Here is a 17,807-nt window from a genome sequence, read left to right as displayed (position 1 = left end):
CGGGATAAGGCGCTTACGCCGATCCGAATCAGCCGACGTCGACACGGTGCCCTCCGCCTGCAAGATCAGAGAAGGGGAGCGGGCAACACGGACTTGCCGCACAAGCCACCAGATCATCACACCCGGCATCCACCGCCTGTACCAGCGTCTGCCGGATCAGCTGAAGGTCGGCAATCTTCTGCTCGACCTCTGCTAGCTTGGCTGTCGCCCGCGCCTGCAATCCGCTGTTCGGTCTGCCATGACGATGCCCGATGGTCTCGATCAGGTCGGCAACCTCGTCCAGCGTGAAGCCCAGCCGCTGCGCGACTTTGATCACCCGAAGCGCGATCACGGTTTCCGGCGGGTACAGCCGATGACCACCGTTACTACGCTGCGGCTCTTGCAGGAGACCCCGGCGATGGTAGTAACGCAGCGTTTGAGCGTTCACCCCCGCCGCTTCGGCGACCTGCCCGGTCCGCAGCCACTTCTCACTCATGACGCCATCCGGGGTGCCGCCTCGTTCGCCCGGACCGCCAACCCGTCCAGGACCTTGACGTGAACCATAGGGACCTCGATATCCAGACCAAGGCCCTGGTCTCCTGGCGTGAAGGTGAACGTGAAGAACGAACAGCAGCTCGTTTCCCGCGCCGCCAACTCCCGCGCAGTCGCTTCCACGAGCGCACCGCCTTCCAGCATGAGCCGAAGATGAGTCGGCCCCACACGTTCCACCCCACGAAGCGTGGAGGCGAACAGCGCGTCGAACTCTGCCACTCGCAACGGCTGCTCCTCGGTCGGCAGTGTGCATTCAGCCGGCGCCCAATCCATGAGCCCTCCCAACTGCCAAGGCCACCCGTCTCTCCTGCGAGCGACCCACAGTCCGACGGTAAGCCTGTACCTAGGTACGAGATGCAACCCCTAAATCCATGCATCCAGCGGCGGCGCTCCCGCTCCTGGACGATCCGGCGGGGGAGTGCGTGCGAGATCGCACAGACCATGATCCGGAATATGGCTGGAATGATCATCGTCCAAGGGCTCGCAGGCGGAAGTCCAGGACCAGGTCAGGGGCTGTCCTGCATTACCGTCTGCGTCTCCAGCGGTGTCATCGCAGTGGCTTCCGGAGAATGTAGTTGAAGCCGAACTCCGTCTCGCTCGTGCGCACGTCGACGTAACCCAGCCGCTGGTAGAACCCGTGCCCAGTCACGCTGGCGCCGGTTTCCATGTAGTCGTACCCCTCGGCTGCAGCCAGTGTCTCGATGTGGCGCATCAACCGCCGTCCGAGACCCTGACCGATCGCCCGGGGATGGACGAACATCGTGAAGACCTTGTTGCCATCGCGGGAGACGGTGCCCGCGATCCCCGCACTCTCGGCGACGAACATCTGCCGCTCGTCGGCGAGTTGCACGATCCGCTCGGCGGAGAAGTGTGCGCACATGCGCTCGATGATCTCTTCCGGGTAATCGCGACTGTTGAGTTCGCGCAGGCACCGCTCGATGACGTCGGCCACGGCCGGACCGTCGCCAGATCGGAACAACCGGATCTCCACCACCTCCGCATTCTGCCCCAGGTGCATCTCATGAGGAACGGCGCCCGGTAGGCGGTGGCGGCCTCTGCGTATCGGCCGAGTCGGTGCAGCAGATCCGCTTTGATCGCGGGGAGGTAGTGGTACCCGGCCAGACGCGGGTCGTTCTCCAGTGCCTCCACCTCGCGCAACCCGGTACCCGGGCCAGCGCCACGGCCCGGTTCAGTGCGACCACCGGGGACAGCCAGACCTGCTGCAGCCGGTCGTACAAGCTGACGATTTGTGGCCAGTCAGTGTCTTCGTACCCAGGGCCTGTTTCAGAAGTCGGCTGAGGATTGATGTCCGCTGAGGGCTCTGTGCGCTCGGGCGGTGTTAGCAACCCAGACGGCTGCATCGCGAGCGATGCGGTCAGGGTCGCTTCCGACGCTGAGTTCGTGCCGTCTGCGAACGGTATCCCGGTACTCGACCTCGTAGGTACCGTCATCGAGGAGGGATGCAGATGCGAACCAAGCGGGGTCATCTTCGTCGGGTTCGACGATTACGAAGGTGTTATCGGGCGCGGTCAGCTCGATGATCATCTCGTAAAGGGCGTCTTCCGACGGTTCCACGATGAGCTCGCCGCCTTCGGTCTCCGCCTTAAGCGGGATGTAGTCGTGTCTCATCGGTTCGATCGTCCTTCCGACTCTCCTGTTCCCGTCCACGCGGCGACTCCAGGATCCCAGCCCCGAGCAGAACTGCCATCACAGCCACTCATCGATCACAGCTTGACCTGTATCTGTTCCAGCAGCCGCGCCCATGTGCCGTCCTCGTCCCAGCGCTTGAACCGCTCGTAACAGGTCTGCCAGGGCCCGTACCGCTCGGGAATGTCGCGCCACGGCGATCCGGTCCGCAGCCGCCACGCCACGGACGACCCCGCGCGTCCGTGGCGGGCAACAGCGGCTCGATCCGCTGCCAGGCCTTATCGGTCAGCTCACCACGTCTCACCACGAACGATCATCTAACCGCACCAACAGAGATCATTCATCAGACAAACCCTAGGCGCCTCCGCGTGCAAGACGGCTATCGCGGCCTGCAGAAGATACCCGGCTAGCCCGGCCCAGCCGCATGCCGCGCAGGACGAGGGCCCGCCCTTCCGTGATCGCTGCCTGGTCCCAGTGGGCACGGTTCTGCTCCGCCAGGCGCAGCAGCCGACCCTGGGCATCGGTGCGGGTGGTCCGCCGTGAGTCGCTGACCAGCAGCAGTGCGAGCAGCCCGGATACCTCCGGCTCATCGCTGCGAGCACCAGCGCCCACTGGGCCCGGTGCGCCTCGGCTTTCCTGGGATTGCCGATACGATCCCCGCCATGCGCAATGTGACAATTGAATCTGACAGGGATGGTATTCCAAGAATGCATGTGCGACTGCCGGGTGAATATGACGGAAAGCAAGGTTTCTTTCGTTGGATCATTGAACAAGATGGAACTATAAACCATCACCTATCTACACCAGGAGGGTGACCCGTGGCTCATGTTAGGCAGGAAGCGCTGTTCGCAGTGCTGCCGACTTCGATTCAGGAAAGGTCGGCAGATCTTACTGATGTTGGATCTGCCGAGTACGCCTTCCCGGTCGATTGCCTAGATCAGGTTTTTCACATTCTTGTTCAGAATGATTTCGTGATTCTAGGTGGCGACCTATGGCGAAAGGTGCCGGAGGGCTTCGAGCCAGTTTTTGAGGGATGGTATACGGACTCCCCCGGCGAGGGTGCAATCTCGGCTTGGCGGCAATTCTTGATTGCAGCATCCAGGGAGCCGAAGTATTTTGCCACATTCGTAGTTCAGTAGTTTGATTTCTGCCTGAAGATCGCAGGGGCCTCCCGGAGATGATCCCGGTAGGGCCCTCTTGGGTGGTTGATTGGGGGGTGTCTAACGGCAGTAGTTGACGGCATCGTCAGCAGACGGGTGCGCCACAAAGTGGCGGTTTGTCGCAGGCGTTCGTACGGCTACTGCGGCCAGATCTGGCGGGCGCGCGGAAGGTCCTCGATTCCGCCGCCGAGAGGAATCACGCCCCATAGGAATGGGATCACGTAGTTGGGCGGCTCGCCGAGAAGGTCCGGGAGTTCATCTTCGGTGATATCGAGGGAGAAGGGCCTGCCCCTGCGCGCCGGTGCCCATCCCTCGTCGAGTGCACGTCGGATGGTCGATTCCACCAGGACCGGGCGTACAGCGATGGCTCGCTCTCCGAGCCAGTTGTCGGGCCGGGCGCAGGGGAGGGTGACCATGAGGACGTTGGCGGGTTGTGCGGCGTGTTCCACCGAGAAAGAGAGGGGAGTCCAGCCGTTGCCTTCGCAGTAGGTGGGCCGGTGACGGATGTGCCACCGGAACACCACGTCGGCCACGGTGATGAGCCGAGAGCCCTTCTTGGGCATCGCCATGAATCTCTCCTGCTCCGCCCATGTTCCGTGAGGCCTCGAAACCAGACCTGCACCGTGGTGGATCCCCGGGAGCGTAGCGTCTGCCCGAGGATCTGAGCGACCGAGTAATCAGGTGAGCGGCGGAGGCGTCCGGGCGGACTTCATGGGGACCACACGTCGTGCACGCAGCCGAACAACCCGCACGTCACCAAACGTCGTGCATGTCTACCTGAAGGCCGTTGAGCTGCAAAAACGCCTAACCCCACTTTTTGGGGGTCAAGGGGTCGCGGGTTCAAATCCTGCCGTCCCGACCAGGTTTTGGCTGGTCGGATAGGGTGTCACGTGATCACGTGGCACCTTTTTCATGTGCTGAGTGACTAACTGAGTGACAACGGATCCGATCTCGCTGTGGCTTCCGGAAGGGCTTATGGGATGACCGCGAATCGAGCCGCCTCTGTCGCGAGGTCCGTTGGTGCGGCGGCGCTCTATGCGGTGGCGGCATTCTGGGTGCTGTTCAGCTACGCCACGACGATCGAGGCGGATAACCCGGAGGCCTTTCCCGGCATGCTGGACAAGGACGAGGCCTTCGGTGCGTTCCTCAGCGTGGGCTTGGCGGTGCTCTTCGCGGCGGCGGCCGTGGCATTGCTCCGGCGGCCCCTTGTCTCCAAGGCCGTCTTTGCGTTGATGGTTCTGGTGTGCGTCTATCGGGCGATCAGCGTCTACGGGCAGTTCTAAGGGGCCTGATCACGTGAAGATCCGTCCATGGCTTCGGCTCCGCCGAGGAGTACTGGGCGGATCTGCTTGCGGTAGACGGTTTCGGTGACGGCGGTGCCGCTGTGGCCGACGAGAGGGGCGATGCCTTCGAGGGTTACGCCGGAGTCGGAGAGTAGCGAGACGAAGCTGTGCCGCATCGCGCGTGGTGTCCATTCGTGGGCGGGTAGGCCGGCGTCCTTGACGATCTTCCGGAAGGCTCGCCGTACGTTGTGGGAGTCGAGGGGAGTGCCGGCGAGGGAGGCGAAGGCGAGACCGTGTTCCCGCCACTTGTCGCCGGCCTCAGCCCGTTCCCTGTCCTGCTGCGCCCGGTGGAGGGCGAGGACTGCGCGCCACCACGGCCGGTGGCCACTACGCCGTCCAGCAGGCCGTGGTCCGCCAGTTCGGTTCCCCCTTCGAGCCCTTCGGCCTCCTTCGACGGCGCAGCAACGAACTCGAGTACCCATGTTCCCCGACGAGTCCGTGGAGCCTGAGGAGGCGGAACAGGCAGCGACCTCCGCCGCGTCGATCATCGAGGCTGCGGGCAAGACGATCGATCATCTCGGCCTGTTCTGAGCCGAAGACGCGACCCGGCCGGGCCGTCGCGTGCGCGGGCGGCGCGCATGTCGGCTGAACATGCATCTGTTCGAACGGGCGAGGCTTTCCTACGATGTTGACGTGCTCGCCCTTCTTCGCTCGGTCTGGGACGAGCCGCGCCCCTCCCCCGTGCCGGCCCGCGTCTGGCGAGACTGGGTGCTCGTGGCGCTGCTCATACCGGCGGCGGCGCTCGAAGGGGTCCTGCGGCCGGATCTTCCGTGGCGGGCCTACTCGGTGACCGTCGCCATCGGGCTGGTGCCCACCTTGTTGTGGCGCAGGACCAGGCCGCTGTCGATGCTCACGATCTGCTTCGTCGCCACGAGTCTGATCCCCGCGTTGCTGGGCGGGCCGTCCTCCGACGAGTACACGGCGGCGTATCTGCTGATCCTTCCGTACGCGTTGTTCCGATGGGGGTCGGGCCGCGAAGCCGTGATCGGGTTCGCCGTCATGCTCATCTCGGTCGGCGTCTCGACGATCTCCGCGCCCGGCGACCTGGTCGGCGCGCTGGCCGTCATGTTCGCGACCATCGGCCTGGGCGGTGCGTTCAGGTACCGGGCCGGGGAGAGGATGCGCGAGTTGGATCAGGTGAAGCTACTCGAACGCGAACGGCTGGCCCGCGACCTGCACGACACCGTGGCGCATCACGTCTCGGCGATGGCGATACGCGCCCAGGCGGGCCTCGCCACGTCGGCGTCGGGACCTGACGCCGCCACCGAGGCGCTCCGCGTGATCGAGGCCGAGGCGTCACGCGCGCTCGCCGAGATGCGCGCCATGGTCCGCGTCCTGCGTCGCGGCCAACCCGCGGACCTGACACCCGGCCGGGGCATCGGCGACCTCAAGGAGCTCACGCGACGGAGTGGCTCCGGCCCGTCCGTCGACGTGGAGGTCTCAGGCGATCTCGGCGACCTCTCCCCAGCGGTGGGGTCCGCGGTCTACCGGCTCGCCCAGGAGTCCGTCACCAACGCCCTTCGGCATGCGCGGCACGCCACCCGCGTCGAGATACGCGTCGCAGCCGACGAGACCTCGGTGCACCTACGTGTGAGCGACGACGGCGACAGCGGCCTCATCCGCCCGAACGCGTCGGCGGGATACGGGATCCTCGGCATGATCGAGCGCGCCGACCTGCTCGGCGGCACCTGCGCGGCCGGCCCGGATCCCGACGGCGGGTGGACCGTGACCGCCGCGCTGCCCCGGACGGGACCTGCGACATGAGCATCCAGGTGCTCGTCGCCGACGACCAGGAGATCGTGCGCACCGGGCTCACCATGATCCTCAACGCCCAGCCGGACATCGAGGTCGTCGGCGAGGCCGCCGACGGACGGCGGGCCGTCGAGCTCGCCCGGCGCCTGCGCCCCGACGTGTGCCTGTTCGACATCCGCATGCCGGGCGTGGACGGCATCCAGGCCACCCGATCCCTCGCCGGGCCCGGCGTCGCCGACCCTCTCGCCGTCGTCGTCATCACCACATTCGACCTCGACGAGTACGTCTACGCCGCGCTGAGAGCCGGCGCCCGGGGCTTCCTGCTCAAGGACGCGGGCACGGAACTGCTCGCCCAGGCCGTCCACGCCGCCGCCGGCGGCGACGCGCTCATCGCCCCGAGCGTCACCGCGCGGCTGCTCAGGACCTTCGCCCGGACGACGACCGGCTCAGCCCCGGTGCGCCCCGTCGAGGCGCTCACGGAGCGCGAGGAGCAGATCCTCGCCACCGTGGCGCGCGGACGGACCAACAGTGAGATCTCCGAGGAACTCCACATCTCCCTCAGCACGGTCAAGTCCCACATCGCCAGCCTGATGGCCAAGCTCGGCGCCAGAAACCGCGTCGAGATCGCCATGTGGGCCTACGAGACCAACCGCCTCTAGAAGGACGCGGACCGGCTGCGGACGACCCATTCGGCCACGGCGAGATTGATCAGCCAGCCGGCGGCCACGAGCAGCGCCCTGGACGTCCCGCTGGGCATGCCGAAGATCAGGACCCAGGGCAAGTGGATCAGCGCCTGCGTCCCCGCGCCGACCCCGATGGCATAACCCCGGGTCATCCATGCGCGGTGCCGGGCGACGTCCCGCCGCCGGATGGCGGCCAGCCCCAGGACGATGGACACGACCATCGCGGTGCCGAACAGGAGCCGGAAACCCGCGAGGAGATCGCCGTCGCCTTCGGGGCGGGGATAGAACAGGGTCATCCACAGGCCCGTGAGCCCCGCGGCGATTCCGCAGGCAACGAGCAGTCGTCCGGCCGCGCGATGCAGGCGGGGGTGTCGGCGGCGGAGTCCGCGCGCGAACTGGAAGGCGCCGAGCACGCTGTAGAGACTGGCGCCGATTATGTGCAGCACCACGGGAAGGGGCACGGCGAAGAAGCGCGCGTTCTCCGGCGTGATCGCCGCGCCCCCGCCCAGCTGAGTCAGGCGGGCCGCTCCGGCGACCACGGGAACGGCGCTGAGCATGATCAGCGCCGCGGGGACGAGCCAGGAGGCCGTGGCGGACGTCCCCGCCTTGTCGGGGGCGCCCGCCGGAGGGCCGCCTCGAGGCGATGTCGGATTTTCCACCGTGTTCTCGTCGGTCATGCCCCGATCGTGATCGGCGGGCGACGGCGGTTCATCGGGCGATGGGCCTGATCCGGGTCGGCCTATCGTCCGCCAAACGGGCGTACTTTCGGCCGATGAGCCCTTTCTCCTGGACTTTTACAGTGAATTTCCGGCTCGAGACCCGCTCGTCGCCGTCCCCGCCCGCAGTGGATGAGGAGAAGTGATGAAGGCGTTCGTTCTGCGCTCGTACGGTTCCCCCGACGTCCTGGACCTGACCGAGATCGACCGGCCCGTGCCCGGCGAGGACGAGGTGCTCGTCCGGGTGCGCGCCACCTCCGTCCAGCCCTACGACTGGCATCACATGAGAGGCGAGCCGTACATCGCGCGCCTGATGGGCGGCAGCCTCGGGCCGCGCAGGCCGAAGTTGGACATATTGGGCGCGGACGTGGCGGGGCAGGTGGAGGCAGTCGGCGGGCGCGTGACGGGGTTCCGCAGCGGCGACGAGGTGTTCGCGCAGATCAAGCAGGGAGGCTTCGCCGAGTACGTCTGCGTGCAGGCGGCAGAACTGGCGCCGAAGCCGAGGAACCTGTCGTTCGAGCAGGCGGCGGCGGTGCCGCTCGCGGCCAACACCGCCCTGATCGGCCTGCGTGATGTGGGGCGGATCCAGCCGGGCCAGAAGGTCCTCGTCAACGGCGCCTCCGGCGGTGTCGGCACGTTCGCCGTGCAGATCGCCAAGGCGTTCGGCGCGGAGGTCACCGGTGTCTGCGGGCCGCGGAACGTCGGCATGGTCCGGTCGATAGGCGCGGACGACGTCATCGACTACACCAAGGAGGACTTCACGCGGGACAGGCGGGGGTACGACCTGCTGCTCGACAACGCGGGAAGCCGTCCGGGGTCCGCATGCCGGCGGGTGCTGAAGCCGAAGGGGACCTACGTCGCCGTCGGCGGACCCGCGAGCCGATGGTTCCAGCCGGCCGTCCGCGTGTTCTCGGCGGTCGCGATGTCCCCGTTCGTGTCGCAGCGGATGGCCGTGGCGGACGTGGTCGGCTGCACGGAGAACAGGCGGAACCTGATGACGCTGACCGAGCTCATCGAGGACGGCAAGGTCACCCCGGTCATCGACCGCTGTTATCCGTTCGAGGAGATCCCGGCGGCCATCAGATATCAGGAGGAAGGACACGCACAGGGAAAGGTCGTCGTCGCCGTCTGAGACCGTTCATACCCCCGTGCGCGACAGCCGGCTGTGAGCCTGCGACACAGGCCTGCGAGTCACCAGACGTCAGGCCGACCTGGCAGGCTCCGCCGGCGCCAACGGGGCCGCGATGTTCCCCAGTATCGGCTCAGCTCAAGCGGCGGGAGCCCGTGGTGTCAGACGGACCTCGACATCCGCATCCAAGGCACGTGCCAGGCGTTCCAAAACCGGCAACGTGGGGATCGTCCCGCCGGCCTCGAACCGCGCCACCGCCGACTGCGTCATGCCGGCCTCGCGTGCCAGATCGTTCTGACTCCAGCCTCGCCCTTCACGCATCGCCCGAACCGTCTTGCCCAATTCGTAGGCGAGACGCGTCGCCTCATAGGCCTCAACCGCGCCCGGCTCGGCCAACCGGCGATCCCTGAGCTCTCGCCAGCTCTCCTGCTCACTCATATCGCTTCTTCTTCCCCATCGACGGTGTGCGCCAGTTCGACACAGCGACGCATAGCTCGCCGAGCCCGTTCGACCTCACGGAACAGGCTTTCGATGAACCGTGGAAACAAGCTCTGCGTACCTCCCAGCGAGCGCCTGGATCCGCTGGCGTCCGTGGAGGGAGAGCCGTGAAGATGATGACCCGCACGAGCTCGCTGGAAAGTGCCCGACTCGTCGACTGCAGCACACTGCCGGCCTGATGAGCCGGCACAGGGGTCTGACGCTCCGCAGGTTGACCGTCTTCCTCGCTCTGCCGCTCGCCATGGCTTGTTCATCTGAGGGGCGGAGCCATAAGTCGGTTCAGGGCCACGCCCTCGGTGCCCCCACCTTGGGTGCCGGTTCGCCGTTGAGCGTCGAGCAGTTGGCCGCCAAGAGCGGCTGCGGTAGTCCAAACGTACAGATTGACGCCGACGAACTGCGTCAGGCGATCTGCCAGACACCGCGGGGGCGCTACATCATCACCAGCTTCGCCACCGAGAAGGGCAAGCGGGACTGGCTGGACGACGCCCAGTCGTACGGCGGGGCGTATCTCGTCGGCAACCGATGGGTCGTCATCGCGAGCCCAGACCTCTTGTCATCGCTGCACGGTCAGCTCGGCGGACAGATGGAAATGCCGGGACATTGAAGCCGCCGATGCTCCATCCGGGCAGAAGGCTTCACCCTATGGATGCCTGTGCAAGTCCTTGGCACAGGCCGTCCATGATGTCGGCGTAGTCCTGCCTGTCGTGCACGTAGGTCTTGCCGTGAGACGCCGCTCTAGGAGGTGTGATGGCTCGACGGTCGATTCGCCGGATGTTGGTAGGGCTGTTCTGCACCGTTTCCATTGGTTGCGCATCAACCGTGGCCGCCCAGGGCGCCTTCGCCCACAACGTTCTCGAGGCCAGCAATCCCGCGGACAAGTCCGAGCTGCACACCGCGCCGCGAACCATCCTGCTGGACTTCAACGACAAGGTTCTTCCTCGATTCGCGACTGTGATCGTGAGCGGGCCACAAGGGAAGCGATACGAGAATGGATCAGTTGCGATCAAACGCGACACGATTCGCCAGTCACTGAAGCCGCTCCAGGCTGCGGGAATGTACGTCGTCGCCTTCCGAGTCGTGTCGGCTGACGGTCATCCGATCAAAGGGCAGATCTCCTTCAAGCTGACCACGTCAGCCCTTACCGCGACGGCCGAGGCCGCCTCGGCCTCTTCAGGCGAATCTCCGGATGAGAAGCCGTCGCCGTCGGGCCGAGATGTCTCTTCTCCTCCAACCGTGGCCCTACCACCTGGGGCGCAAGCGCCTTCCATGGCGCGGCCGGCTACGCAAGCGGAGGGCCTGGGGACGCGAGCGCTCATGGCGCTGGGAATCGCCGCACTCGCCCTCATAGGAGTTGGCGCGCTGTCCATGCGGCGACGGGGAGATGTGGATGAGGACGGTCACTGAGAAGAGGAGGACTGTTCGCGCCTATTTCGCCGGTGCCGCTGCATGCAGTATCGGGATCTTGGTCCTGGGACTGTGGGTCGGTGGAGCCGGAGCCGATGGTGATCTCGCATACCTCCTCCCTACGGCAGGTGCCGTGGTCACCTGGACCCTGCCGTTGGCTCGTCTTGCGCACGACGCGTGTGCCGTAGCTACGGTGGGCGCGTTGTTCACCGGGACGGTCTTGGTGCCGACATCACCGGGTGAGCTGAGCCCGGCTGCCACGCGGTGCATCCGGGCCGCAGGCGCATGGGCGCTGGGCTGGGCGGTGAGTACCGCGTTCGTGCTCGTCCTGACGGCATCTGACGTCTCAGGAGTGCCGCTTTCCAGGATCGGCTCCGTCGGGGCGGTGGCAGATCTGACCCTGTCGATCACGCAGGGACGGGCTTTCCTCATCGTCGCCTTGATCGCCCTCGTCGTTGCCGCCGTGTGTCGCAATGTGTCGCGAACCGGATGGGCGCGTGCGCTGTTGGCCGCGAGCATCTTCGGGCTTCTGCCGCCTGCCTTCGCCGGGCACGCGACGTCGGCCGCCGACCACGACCTGGCTGTATCGGCCATGATGGTCCACATCGTCGCCATCGCGGTGTGGGTGGGGGGCCTGGTCGGCATCCTGCTCTACCTGCGCGATGAGCGCGAGCTTCTGCCTTCCGGCATCAGCCGTTTCAGCGTCGTCGCGCTGACGTGCTTCATCGCGGTGGCCCTGTCGGGTGGGGTCGCCGGCTGGATTCGGCTTGGTGAGCTTTCTCAGTTATGGACGTCGCGGTACGGCCTGCTGCTCGCGGGCAAGATCTTGGCGCTGTTCGTGCTGGGATACTTCGGCTGGAGACATCGCCGCACCACGATGGCCGGACTGGCGAGTGGGCAGTCCAGGCGGCCGTTTCTCCGGCTCGCCGCCGGCGAGGTCGCGGTCATGGGCGCGACGATCGGACTCGCAGTCGCACTGTCTCGTACCGCACCTCCCGCTGTGTCTCCCGTCACGGCGACGAATGTGCAGAGCGGCGAACTGCTTTACCTCCGGCACCTCCTCGGATACGAGGTGCTTCCCTTCACCTTCACTCGGCTGATCACCGAATGGCGCCCCAGCCCCTTCCTGATTTCGCTGTTCCTCGCGGCCGCGGCGGCGTACTTGGTGGGGGTTCGCCGCGTGACCATGAGAGGAATCGCATGGCCGCGAAGACGGACGTCGGCGTGGTTCACCGGTCTCGGAATGCTTGCGCTGGTAGAGGTGACCGGTATCGGAACCTACGCACGAGTGATGTTCTCCCTGCACTCCGTCCAGCATGTGGTCATCACGGTCTTAGGTCCCGTGCTGTTAGCCGGTGGTGCTCCGGTCACCTTGACCTTGCAGGCTCTCGGCCGAACGGCGGATGTGCTGAGCAACCGCTTCGCAAGGTGGGCGACCAAACCGATCGTGGTCTTCCTCGCCTACGTGATCCCGGTGTTCTCGTTCTATGTGACCGACTGGTTCGGATACTCCCAATCGAGTCAGGCCGTGAATCTCGCGACCCAGCTGACGTTCACGGCTACGGGCCTTCTCTACTTCTGGGTGGCCGCCGGAATCGATCCGCTGCCTGTGCCCCTGAGCTCGGCCACCCGTGCGCGGCTGGTTCTCGGCGGCATCGCCGTCCAGACGGTGCTTGTCACCGTCGTGCTGACCTGGCCGTTGATCGGAGAGCAGTGGTACCGGCAACTCGGCCTGATGTACACGCCCTTGCAGCAGGATCCCGTCCTGGGAAGCCCCGCGGGCGGGTTGACCGCCGAACTGGACTCCCTGGCCGTCGATCAGCACATCGGGGGTGCGGTACGCGGAGTTGTCGCCATCGGTGCGCTCTACGTGCTTGGTTTTCTCACACGAGCAAGGTCTGCCAAGCCGGGAGCTCGCGGATGAGCTGTGGCCTGGGTTGACGTATGCGCCGGACGGTGCCTCGACGCGATCCAGCGGGAGCTGTTCGACTACCGCCGGCTCATCAAGGGCGCGAAATATCGCCCATATCGGGACGTTTATGTCCGACATAAAGCCCATTTCGCATCAATGGCGGCCATTATTGGTCGGCATGGTCAATAAAGAGATAAGCGGATGACAAAAGCCATCGACTCTCGTTTGTCGGTCGCTCGGCACGGAAAATACGACAATGCGCGGATGGTGCACTAAGCGTGGCCATAAGCGCATTTCCCTAATCATTGGGGAAAGTTAGCGCAAGGGTAAAAGTCGTCAAAAGGGGAAATGGGATGCCTAACTTCAAGAGCCTCGTCGGGGTTCTCGCCATCAGCACCGCGCTGACCGGCGGAGCCGTTGCCCTCGGCACCGCTGTCACCGTCGGCACAGCGAACGCCACGACCGTCATGGGCTGCGGCGGCGGCTGCGGCGGGGGCGGCTGGGGCCGGGGCAACCGGAACAGCAACCACAACCGGAACCACCTCCGCCAGCGCCAGCACGAGCGCCAGTTCGAGTTCCAGCGTCAGTACCTAATGCGTGACTTCAGCCTGGTCGTGACGCCGTTCCAGAAGAGCGACACCCAGGCCACCCCGTTCCAGAGGCAGGACACCGACAGCAAGTCGGAGGCGGAGGCTGAGTGACGCTACCTGGCGCCAATGGTCCCGGTAACGCCCGTTCCGTGATCTAGGTGCACAACGACCGGTCGCGTGGGCACTCCGGCCGCAGAGCCATGGGCGTGAGCGCCTACCAGCAGCGGAGCCGGCGCCAACAGTAACTTGATCATGAAGGGGGCGGTCTCTCGGCACCATCCGGGAGGCCGCCCCATGCACGACACTGACCAGCCCCACCATCCAAACGGGTACTCGGCGGTGGCTACGGCACATCCGGTACAGTCACAAACATCTCAGTCTCAGAGAACCAATCCAATTCGACCGCGGATATATGGTCGGTGCAGGTATTCAACAACGGCGGCAGCTCCTTTCTTCTCACTCCGCGGGTCCAATGCGCTTTCGTCACCTGACGCTGAGGGACCGTCCGCGCGGCGCGGTGTCGTTGCATACCCCGATTGGCGTCCGGAATCCGCTGCTCGGCCTCGTGCCGGCGGCCTAGCTGACATTTCGCTGACTCGGCACGAGCCCCGAGACGGGGCCGTCGGGCACTTGGCGCTGAAGCCGACGATGCCATGGCGGACGAGCGACAACCCTTGGCACGGGACGGGATGAGTTCGCCGTCCGACACTTCCACACTGACGCATCACCACGAAGAGACCACCGGCCTGGCAACGGGACAGGCCGGCGAAGGCAATCACCCGACCCCTTCCCTTACCCAGCTTCATCGTTTATCGTCGATTAACGATGAATGAGGGAACAGGACCGCTCGACCGGACCACAGCCATGAAGTACGCCTCGTGGTTCAAGGCATTGGCCGACGCCACGCGCATCCAGATCGTCACCCTGCTCGCCAGGCGCCAAGCGCCCATGTCGGTCAAAGAGATCGTCGAGGCAGTAGACGTCGGGCAGTCGACCGTGTCCGCGCATTTGAAGGTGCTGGCCGAGGTGGGATTCGTCCTGGTCGAGCGTCGGGGCACGTCCAGCCTGTATGAGATCAACAAGGCGTGCATAGGGGCCTTCCCCACGGCCGCCGACGTGGTCATGGGCAATCCCGTTTCCCCGCCAGGCTGCGCCTGCTGACCGGAGGACACATGCCCGAAGACGCCGACAAGGTCCGAGCAACCATCGTCGAACGCTACGGCCGACTCGCCCGCACCGCCCAAGCCCAACTCCAGATCGTCGACTGCGGACCACAACAATTCAACGACGGCGGATTCGGGGCCGCCGCCTACAGCGACACAGGAGAGCTCCCCGAGGGAGCGGTCCGCGCCAGCCTGGGATGCGGAAACCCTGTCGCCGTCGCAGACCTCCAACCGGGGGAAACCGTCCTCGATCTCGGCTCAGGCGGAGGGATCGACGTCCTGCTCTCGGCCCGCAGAGTCGGCCCCACCGGCAAGGCCTACGGCCTGGACGCCACCCCCGACATGATCACCCTCGCCAGGGCCAACGCCGCCGAAGCCGGGGTGAACAACGTCGAGTTCCTCCACGGGCACATCGAGGACATCCCGCTTCCCGATGCCGGCATCGACGTGATCATCTCCAACTGCGTGATCAACCTGTCCGCCGACAAACCCCGCGTCCTGGCCGAAGCCTTCCGCGTCCTCAAACCCGGCGGCAGACTCGGCATCAGCGACGTCATCGCGGACGACGGACTCGACCCCGCGCAGCGCGCGGAAGCCGAACAACTCGTCGGCTGCACCATCGGCACCCTCGCCGAATCCGAGTACCTCTCTCTGCTGGCAGCAGCCGGGTTCACCACCTACACGATCACGCGTACCCAGGCAGCAGCCGACGGTCTCCACTCGGCGATCATCCAGGCGACCAAACCGGCAGCACCGCCCGAGATCAACATCCGCCCCATGACGGCCGGCGACGCCAGGCAGATCCTCGACATCTACCAAGCCGGGCTCGACAGCGGCAATGCCAGCTTCGAGACCACCGCACCGACCTGGGAAGCGTTCGACGCCGCGAAGTTACCTCTCCATCGGCACGTCGCCGTCGAAGCGCTTACCGGTCAGGTACTCGGTTGGGTCGCCGCCAGTGCCATCTCCGACCGATGCGTCTACGCCGGAGTGGTCGAGCACTCTGTCTACGTTCACCCTGATCACGGGGGCCGCGGAATCGCCACCGCGCTGCTGAAGGCCCTCGTCCAGTCCACCGAGACCGCAGGCATCTGGACCATCCAGTCTGGGATCTTCCCCGAGAACACCGGGAGTCTCCGCCTCCACGAGAAGGCCGGATTCTGCATTATCGGCACCCGCCAGCGCATCGGCCGCCACCGCGACCGCTGGCGCGACGTCGTCTTCATCGAGCGCCGCAGCACTATCGCGGGGACCGAGTAACTCACGTTGACCCGAACATCCCGCCTGTCCTCCGGCCAAGGACACGGAAGTCGAGTCCGATCTGGATCGGCCACCAGGCATCCACACACACCGCAGAAAATGCGCCCCTGCCTCCAACGAGGTCAGGGGGCACCGGGTGACGCTCCGTCTCTGACGCCGTCATCCGTGTTGCGCCCAGGTTGGTGACGTAGACGCGCGTGCCGCCGCGACTGACCGCCACATCAGCCGGGCTGCTGCCGACGGGGACGGTGGCGATCACCGTGTTCGTCGCAGTGTCGATCACCACGGTGAGGAACCATCGTTCGGCTTGTCGGACGCGACAGAACCTTGCTGGTGTGACGGTTTTCACCGACCCCGCAGCACGATCACGGGTGCCTGATCATCGCCGGTACGGCTCGCATCACGAGCAAGATTCTTACGATGCTGGCCGTCAGCGCCAGCAGGAGCAGGAGCGAAGGCGGAGGGACGATCGACGCGACGGTCCCGAGTATGGCCGCGTCGAGGACGACCGCGCTTGCCGCGCCGCCCAGCGCCGCCAGCCGTACGGCTTGGTAGTGGCGCCGTTCGCGGACGGCGAGGACCAGCATGAACACGGCCACGCTGAGCGCGATACCGAAGGCCAGACGTGCCGGCAGGGGTATCGACCAGGCCCACGCGTGGCCGGTGACGAAAGCGGCTCCCCAGCTCAGTCCGACGAGTGGACCGATGACGAGGAGCCGGATCGCGGTCGTCTTGCCAGGAGACAGACGGACGAACGCGGTGGTGATCGTGTCGGGGTCACCGAAGTCGGCCAGCGCGGCCCTGGCCGCCTCCTCCGGATCGCCGAGCCGCTCAAGCTGTTCTTCATACGATGTCTCGAGCCCGTCGGCGAGTTCCTCGACGACGGACCGGGGGAGCCGTACGGCGAGTGCCTGCAGGTGGCGATCGATCAGCTCGTGGCCGGCCACGGCGTACCCCCCAGGGCTGTTGAGATCGCGGTGGCGAACTCCTGCCAGTGGTCACGGGCTCCGGCGAGGGACCGCCGCCCGTCCTCGGTCAACTCATACGTACGTCGTCTGCGTCCGCCGACCACGGACCAGCTTCCTGAGATCAGGCCTGCCTGTTCCAGACGGTGCAGGGCCGGATAGACGGTGCCCGTCGGAAGGTCGAGCCTGCCGTCGGTGGTGTCCCGCAGGGCTTCCTTCACGGCGTAGCCGTGTCGTGGGCCGTCCTCCAGCGCGGCGAGCAGGAGTCCGTCCAAGTGGCCTTTGAGCGCTTCGGCTCTCATAGGTAGTAACGCTACTCCTGCTCTTCCCGTCGGCCAAGGCTCGGAGTAGCGTCGCTATATATAGCGACGCGACGTATGGAGGTGCCGTGAACGACATCGACATCTTGGGCACTCCGATTCCGAACGCGGGGCCGGTGTTCCTGGCCGCACTCGCCGTCCACGTCATAGCGGGGCTCACCTGCGTCATCGGGGGCGCGATCGCCGCCCTCACACATAAGGGCAGCCCATCGCACAGGCGGTTCGGCCGCGCCTATTTCTGGGGGCTCCTGATTGTCTACGTCACGTTGACCGTCATGTCGGCGATCCGCTGGAAAGAGAACGCCTACCTGTTCGCCATCGGCACGTTGGCGTTCACCGCAGGCCTGACCGGTTACCTGAACCGGAGACGTCGACCGGCCGTCCACATTCTCGGGATGGGGGCGTCCTACGTGCTCCTCCTCACCGGGTTCTACGTGGACAACGGCCCGCACCTGCCCCTATGGGATCGGCTTCCCGCCGTCTCCTACTGGGTTCTGCCGTCGCTGATCGGCTTTCCTCTGATCGCACGCGCACTGGCGCGCAGGCGCCGCCAGGACGCATCAGCTCAGGCGTGATGCGCATAGGCCCACGCGGGGATGCCACATTGCCCTGCCAAATCGTGCCCACCCGTCTCTCCTGCGAGCGACCCACAGTCCGACGGTAAGCCTGTACCTAGGTACGGGATGCAACCCCTAAGGGCTCTTAACAAAAGTGGCGGACTTGACCTGATCAGC

Annotated in this window: 25 protein-coding genes and 1 pseudogene; 13 read left to right on the top strand and 13 right to left on the bottom strand. The window is 65.8% G+C overall.

All coding sequences use genetic code 11. The features are described 5' to 3' along the window. Positions 1-28: 28 nt before the first annotated feature. The 6 genes and pseudogenes from Pmi06nite_RS34080 to Pmi06nite_RS43080 form a co-directional block, all read right to left on the bottom strand. Positions 29-475 carry a MerR family transcriptional regulator gene (locus tag Pmi06nite_RS34080; protein ID WP_203957303.1) on the bottom strand — a complete coding sequence of 149 codons (447 nt, stop codon included), beginning with the start codon at positions 473-475 and terminating at the stop codon, positions 29-31. Continuing rightward, positions 472-750, bottom strand: a complete 279-nt coding sequence (locus Pmi06nite_RS34075; RefSeq protein ID WP_239114389.1) for a hypothetical protein — start codon at positions 748-750, stop codon at positions 472-474. Before Pmi06nite_RS34075 ends, Pmi06nite_RS34080 begins: the two co-directional genes overlap by 4 nt. Before the next feature lie 328 nt (positions 751-1,078). Beyond that, on the bottom strand, positions 1,079-1,483 hold the full coding sequence (locus Pmi06nite_RS34070) for a GNAT family N-acetyltransferase (RefSeq protein ID WP_203957301.1): 405 nt from the start codon (positions 1,481-1,483) through the stop codon (positions 1,079-1,081). Positions 1,484-1,815: 332 nt separating this feature from the next. Further along, positions 1,816-2,199: a hypothetical protein gene (locus Pmi06nite_RS34065; RefSeq protein ID WP_203957300.1), complete on the bottom strand. Its 384-nt coding sequence runs from the start codon at positions 2,197-2,199 to the stop codon at positions 1,816-1,818. A 68-nt stretch (positions 2,200-2,267) separates the two neighbouring features. Further along, positions 2,268-2,485: pseudogene (locus Pmi06nite_RS42265) on the bottom strand (transposase); the annotation flags it as partial. A gap of 47 nt (positions 2,486-2,532) precedes the next feature. Continuing rightward, positions 2,533-2,790, bottom strand: coding sequence for a DUF6596 domain-containing protein (locus tag Pmi06nite_RS43080; protein ID WP_373317350.1), 258 nt, complete (start codon positions 2,788-2,790; stop codon positions 2,533-2,535). Positions 2,791-2,840: 50 nt separating this feature from the next. On the opposite strand from Pmi06nite_RS43080, the gene Pmi06nite_RS34055 reads away from it, so the two are divergent. Both Pmi06nite_RS34055 and imm40 read left to right on the top strand, forming a co-directional pair. Continuing rightward, a complete protein-coding gene (locus Pmi06nite_RS34055; protein WP_203957298.1) occupies positions 2,841-2,993 on the top strand; it encodes a hypothetical protein in 153 nt (50 codons plus the stop codon). A 3-nt stretch (positions 2,994-2,996) separates the two neighbouring features. Then, positions 2,997-3,317 carry an Imm40 family immunity protein gene (imm40, locus tag Pmi06nite_RS43250; protein WP_203957297.1) on the top strand — a complete coding sequence of 107 codons (321 nt, stop codon included), beginning with the start codon at positions 2,997-2,999 and terminating at the stop codon, positions 3,315-3,317. A 158-nt stretch (positions 3,318-3,475) separates the two neighbouring features. On the opposite strand, the gene Pmi06nite_RS34045 is transcribed toward imm40, so the two are convergent. Continuing rightward, on the bottom strand, positions 3,476-3,907 hold the full coding sequence (locus Pmi06nite_RS34045; protein WP_203957296.1) for a hypothetical protein: 432 nt from the start codon (positions 3,905-3,907) through the stop codon (positions 3,476-3,478). A gap of 411 nt (positions 3,908-4,318) precedes the next feature. Between Pmi06nite_RS34045 and Pmi06nite_RS34040 the strand changes: the two genes are divergently transcribed. Further along, a complete protein-coding gene (locus Pmi06nite_RS34040) occupies positions 4,319-4,621 on the top strand; it encodes a hypothetical protein (protein ID WP_203957295.1) in 303 nt (100 codons plus the stop codon). Here Pmi06nite_RS34040 and Pmi06nite_RS34035 read toward each other — a convergent pair. Next, positions 4,618-5,103 (bottom strand): tyrosine-type recombinase/integrase, encoded by a 486-nt coding sequence (locus Pmi06nite_RS34035; RefSeq protein WP_203957294.1) that lies wholly within the window; start codon positions 5,101-5,103, stop codon positions 4,618-4,620. The genes Pmi06nite_RS34040 and Pmi06nite_RS34035 overlap by 4 nt on opposite strands. 211 nt (positions 5,104-5,314) lie before the next feature. Between Pmi06nite_RS34035 and Pmi06nite_RS34030 the strand changes: the two genes are divergently transcribed. Together Pmi06nite_RS34030 and Pmi06nite_RS34025 are read left to right on the top strand one after the other, a co-directional pair. Further along, positions 5,315-6,445 carry a sensor histidine kinase gene (locus Pmi06nite_RS34030; protein ID WP_239114388.1) on the top strand — a complete coding sequence of 377 codons (1,131 nt, stop codon included), beginning with the start codon at positions 5,315-5,317 and terminating at the stop codon, positions 6,443-6,445. After that, positions 6,442-7,092: a response regulator gene (locus Pmi06nite_RS34025; RefSeq protein ID WP_203957292.1), complete on the top strand. Its 651-nt coding sequence runs from the start codon at positions 6,442-6,444 to the stop codon at positions 7,090-7,092. Before Pmi06nite_RS34030 ends, Pmi06nite_RS34025 begins: the two co-directional genes overlap by 4 nt. Here the strand turns inward: Pmi06nite_RS34025 and Pmi06nite_RS34020 are convergent. Next, complete coding sequence (locus tag Pmi06nite_RS34020) at positions 7,089-7,793, bottom strand: DUF2306 domain-containing protein (RefSeq protein ID WP_203957291.1); 705 nt, start codon at positions 7,791-7,793, stop codon at positions 7,089-7,091. The genes Pmi06nite_RS34025 and Pmi06nite_RS34020 overlap by 4 nt on opposite strands. A 184-nt stretch (positions 7,794-7,977) precedes the next feature. Between Pmi06nite_RS34020 and Pmi06nite_RS34015 the strand changes: the two genes are divergently transcribed. Continuing rightward, entirely contained in the window at positions 7,978-8,964 is a 987-nt protein-coding gene (locus Pmi06nite_RS34015; RefSeq protein WP_203957290.1) for an NAD(P)-dependent alcohol dehydrogenase, read from the top strand. A 135-nt stretch (positions 8,965-9,099) separates the two neighbouring features. Here Pmi06nite_RS34015 and Pmi06nite_RS34010 read toward each other — a convergent pair whose 3' ends face one another. Further along, positions 9,100-9,399 (bottom strand): helix-turn-helix domain-containing protein, encoded by a 300-nt coding sequence (locus tag Pmi06nite_RS34010; RefSeq protein WP_203957289.1) that lies wholly within the window; start codon positions 9,397-9,399, stop codon positions 9,100-9,102. A 271-nt stretch (positions 9,400-9,670) separates the two neighbouring features. Here Pmi06nite_RS34010 and Pmi06nite_RS34005 point away from each other — a divergent pair, with 271 nt between their 5' ends. The 6 genes from Pmi06nite_RS34005 to arsM all read left to right on the top strand — a co-directional run bounded on the left by Pmi06nite_RS34005 (position 9,671) and on the right by arsM (position 15,788). Further along, positions 9,671-10,063 (top strand): hypothetical protein, encoded by a 393-nt coding sequence (locus tag Pmi06nite_RS34005; RefSeq protein WP_203957288.1) that lies wholly within the window; start codon positions 9,671-9,673, stop codon positions 10,061-10,063. A 143-nt stretch (positions 10,064-10,206) separates the two neighbouring features. Then, positions 10,207-10,863, top strand: a complete 657-nt coding sequence (locus Pmi06nite_RS34000; protein ID WP_203957287.1) for a copper resistance CopC family protein — start codon at positions 10,207-10,209, stop codon at positions 10,861-10,863. A gap of 133 nt (positions 10,864-10,996) precedes the next feature. Then, complete coding sequence (locus Pmi06nite_RS33995; protein ID WP_203957286.1) at positions 10,997-12,787, top strand: bifunctional copper resistance protein CopD/cytochrome c oxidase assembly protein; 1,791 nt, start codon at positions 10,997-10,999, stop codon at positions 12,785-12,787. 341 nt (positions 12,788-13,128) lie between these two features. Next, positions 13,129-13,476 carry a hypothetical protein gene (locus Pmi06nite_RS33990; RefSeq protein WP_203957285.1) on the top strand — a complete coding sequence of 116 codons (348 nt, stop codon included), beginning with the start codon at positions 13,129-13,131 and terminating at the stop codon, positions 13,474-13,476. Positions 13,477-14,190: 714 nt separating this feature from the next. Beyond that, positions 14,191-14,526: an ArsR/SmtB family transcription factor gene (locus Pmi06nite_RS33985; protein ID WP_203957284.1), complete on the top strand. Its 336-nt coding sequence runs from the start codon at positions 14,191-14,193 to the stop codon at positions 14,524-14,526. 11 nt (positions 14,527-14,537) lie between these two features. After that, positions 14,538-15,788 carry an arsenite methyltransferase gene (gene arsM / locus Pmi06nite_RS33980; protein ID WP_203957283.1) on the top strand — a complete coding sequence of 417 codons (1,251 nt, stop codon included), beginning with the start codon at positions 14,538-14,540 and terminating at the stop codon, positions 15,786-15,788. 1 nt (position 15,789) lies between these two features. On the opposite strand, the gene Pmi06nite_RS33975 is transcribed toward arsM, so the two are convergent. The 3 genes from Pmi06nite_RS33975 to Pmi06nite_RS33965 all read right to left on the bottom strand — a co-directional run bounded on the left by Pmi06nite_RS33975 (position 15,790) and on the right by Pmi06nite_RS33965 (position 17,055). Next, positions 15,790-16,074 carry a YncE family protein gene (locus Pmi06nite_RS33975; RefSeq protein ID WP_203957282.1) on the bottom strand — a complete coding sequence of 95 codons (285 nt, stop codon included), beginning with the start codon at positions 16,072-16,074 and terminating at the stop codon, positions 15,790-15,792. A 79-nt stretch (positions 16,075-16,153) separates the two neighbouring features. After that, a complete protein-coding gene (locus Pmi06nite_RS33970) occupies positions 16,154-16,735 on the bottom strand; it encodes a permease prefix domain 1-containing protein (RefSeq protein ID WP_203957281.1) in 582 nt (193 codons plus the stop codon). Further along, positions 16,717-17,055 carry a PadR family transcriptional regulator gene (locus Pmi06nite_RS33965; protein ID WP_203957280.1) on the bottom strand — a complete coding sequence of 113 codons (339 nt, stop codon included), beginning with the start codon at positions 17,053-17,055 and terminating at the stop codon, positions 16,717-16,719. Before Pmi06nite_RS33965 ends, Pmi06nite_RS33970 begins: the two co-directional genes overlap by 19 nt. An 86-nt stretch (positions 17,056-17,141) precedes the next feature. On the opposite strand from Pmi06nite_RS33965, the gene Pmi06nite_RS33960 reads away from it, so the two are divergent. Beyond that, a complete protein-coding gene (locus Pmi06nite_RS33960) occupies positions 17,142-17,648 on the top strand; it encodes a DUF2306 domain-containing protein (protein ID WP_203957279.1) in 507 nt (168 codons plus the stop codon). The last annotated feature ends 159 nt before the right edge of the window (positions 17,649-17,807 follow it).

The sequence above is a fragment of the Planotetraspora mira genome (assembly GCF_016863275.1).
Taxonomy (GTDB): Bacteria; Actinomycetota; Actinomycetes; order Streptosporangiales; family Streptosporangiaceae; genus Planotetraspora; species Planotetraspora mira.
The sequence above is the reverse complement of the archived record's forward strand: the minus strand, read 5'-3'. Positions and strand labels throughout refer to the sequence as shown.

Coding starts and splice junctions, on each gene's coding strand:
- Pmi06nite_RS34080 (WP_203957303.1), bottom strand. CDS start 475: ATGAGTGAGAAGTGGCTGCGGACCGGGCAGGTCGCCGAAGCGGCGGGG.
- Pmi06nite_RS34055 (WP_203957298.1), top strand. CDS start 2,841: ATGCGCAATGTGACAATTGAATCTGACAGGGATGGTATTCCAAGAATG.
- Pmi06nite_RS34045 (WP_203957296.1), bottom strand. CDS start 3,907: ATGGCGATGCCCAAGAAGGGCTCTCGGCTCATCACCGTGGCCGACGTG.
- Pmi06nite_RS34040 (WP_203957295.1), top strand. CDS start 4,319: ATGACCGCGAATCGAGCCGCCTCTGTCGCGAGGTCCGTTGGTGCGGCG.
- Pmi06nite_RS34035 (WP_203957294.1), bottom strand. CDS start 5,103: ATGGGTACTCGAGTTCGTTGCTGCGCCGTCGAAGGAGGCCGAAGGGCT.
- Pmi06nite_RS34025 (WP_203957292.1), top strand. CDS start 6,442: ATGAGCATCCAGGTGCTCGTCGCCGACGACCAGGAGATCGTGCGCACC.
- Pmi06nite_RS34020 (WP_203957291.1), bottom strand. CDS start 7,793: ATGACCGACGAGAACACGGTGGAAAATCCGACATCGCCTCGAGGCGGC.
- Pmi06nite_RS34015 (WP_203957290.1), top strand. CDS start 7,978: ATGAAGGCGTTCGTTCTGCGCTCGTACGGTTCCCCCGACGTCCTGGAC.
- Pmi06nite_RS34010 (WP_203957289.1), bottom strand. CDS start 9,399: ATGAGTGAGCAGGAGAGCTGGCGAGAGCTCAGGGATCGCCGGTTGGCC.
- Pmi06nite_RS34000 (WP_203957287.1), top strand. CDS start 10,207: ATGGCTCGACGGTCGATTCGCCGGATGTTGGTAGGGCTGTTCTGCACC.
- Pmi06nite_RS33990 (WP_203957285.1), top strand. CDS start 13,129: ATGCCTAACTTCAAGAGCCTCGTCGGGGTTCTCGCCATCAGCACCGCG.
- Pmi06nite_RS33985 (WP_203957284.1), top strand. CDS start 14,191: ATGAATGAGGGAACAGGACCGCTCGACCGGACCACAGCCATGAAGTAC.
- arsM (WP_203957283.1), top strand. CDS start 14,538: ATGCCCGAAGACGCCGACAAGGTCCGAGCAACCATCGTCGAACGCTAC.
- Pmi06nite_RS33965 (WP_203957280.1), bottom strand. CDS start 17,055: ATGAGAGCCGAAGCGCTCAAAGGCCACTTGGACGGACTCCTGCTCGCC.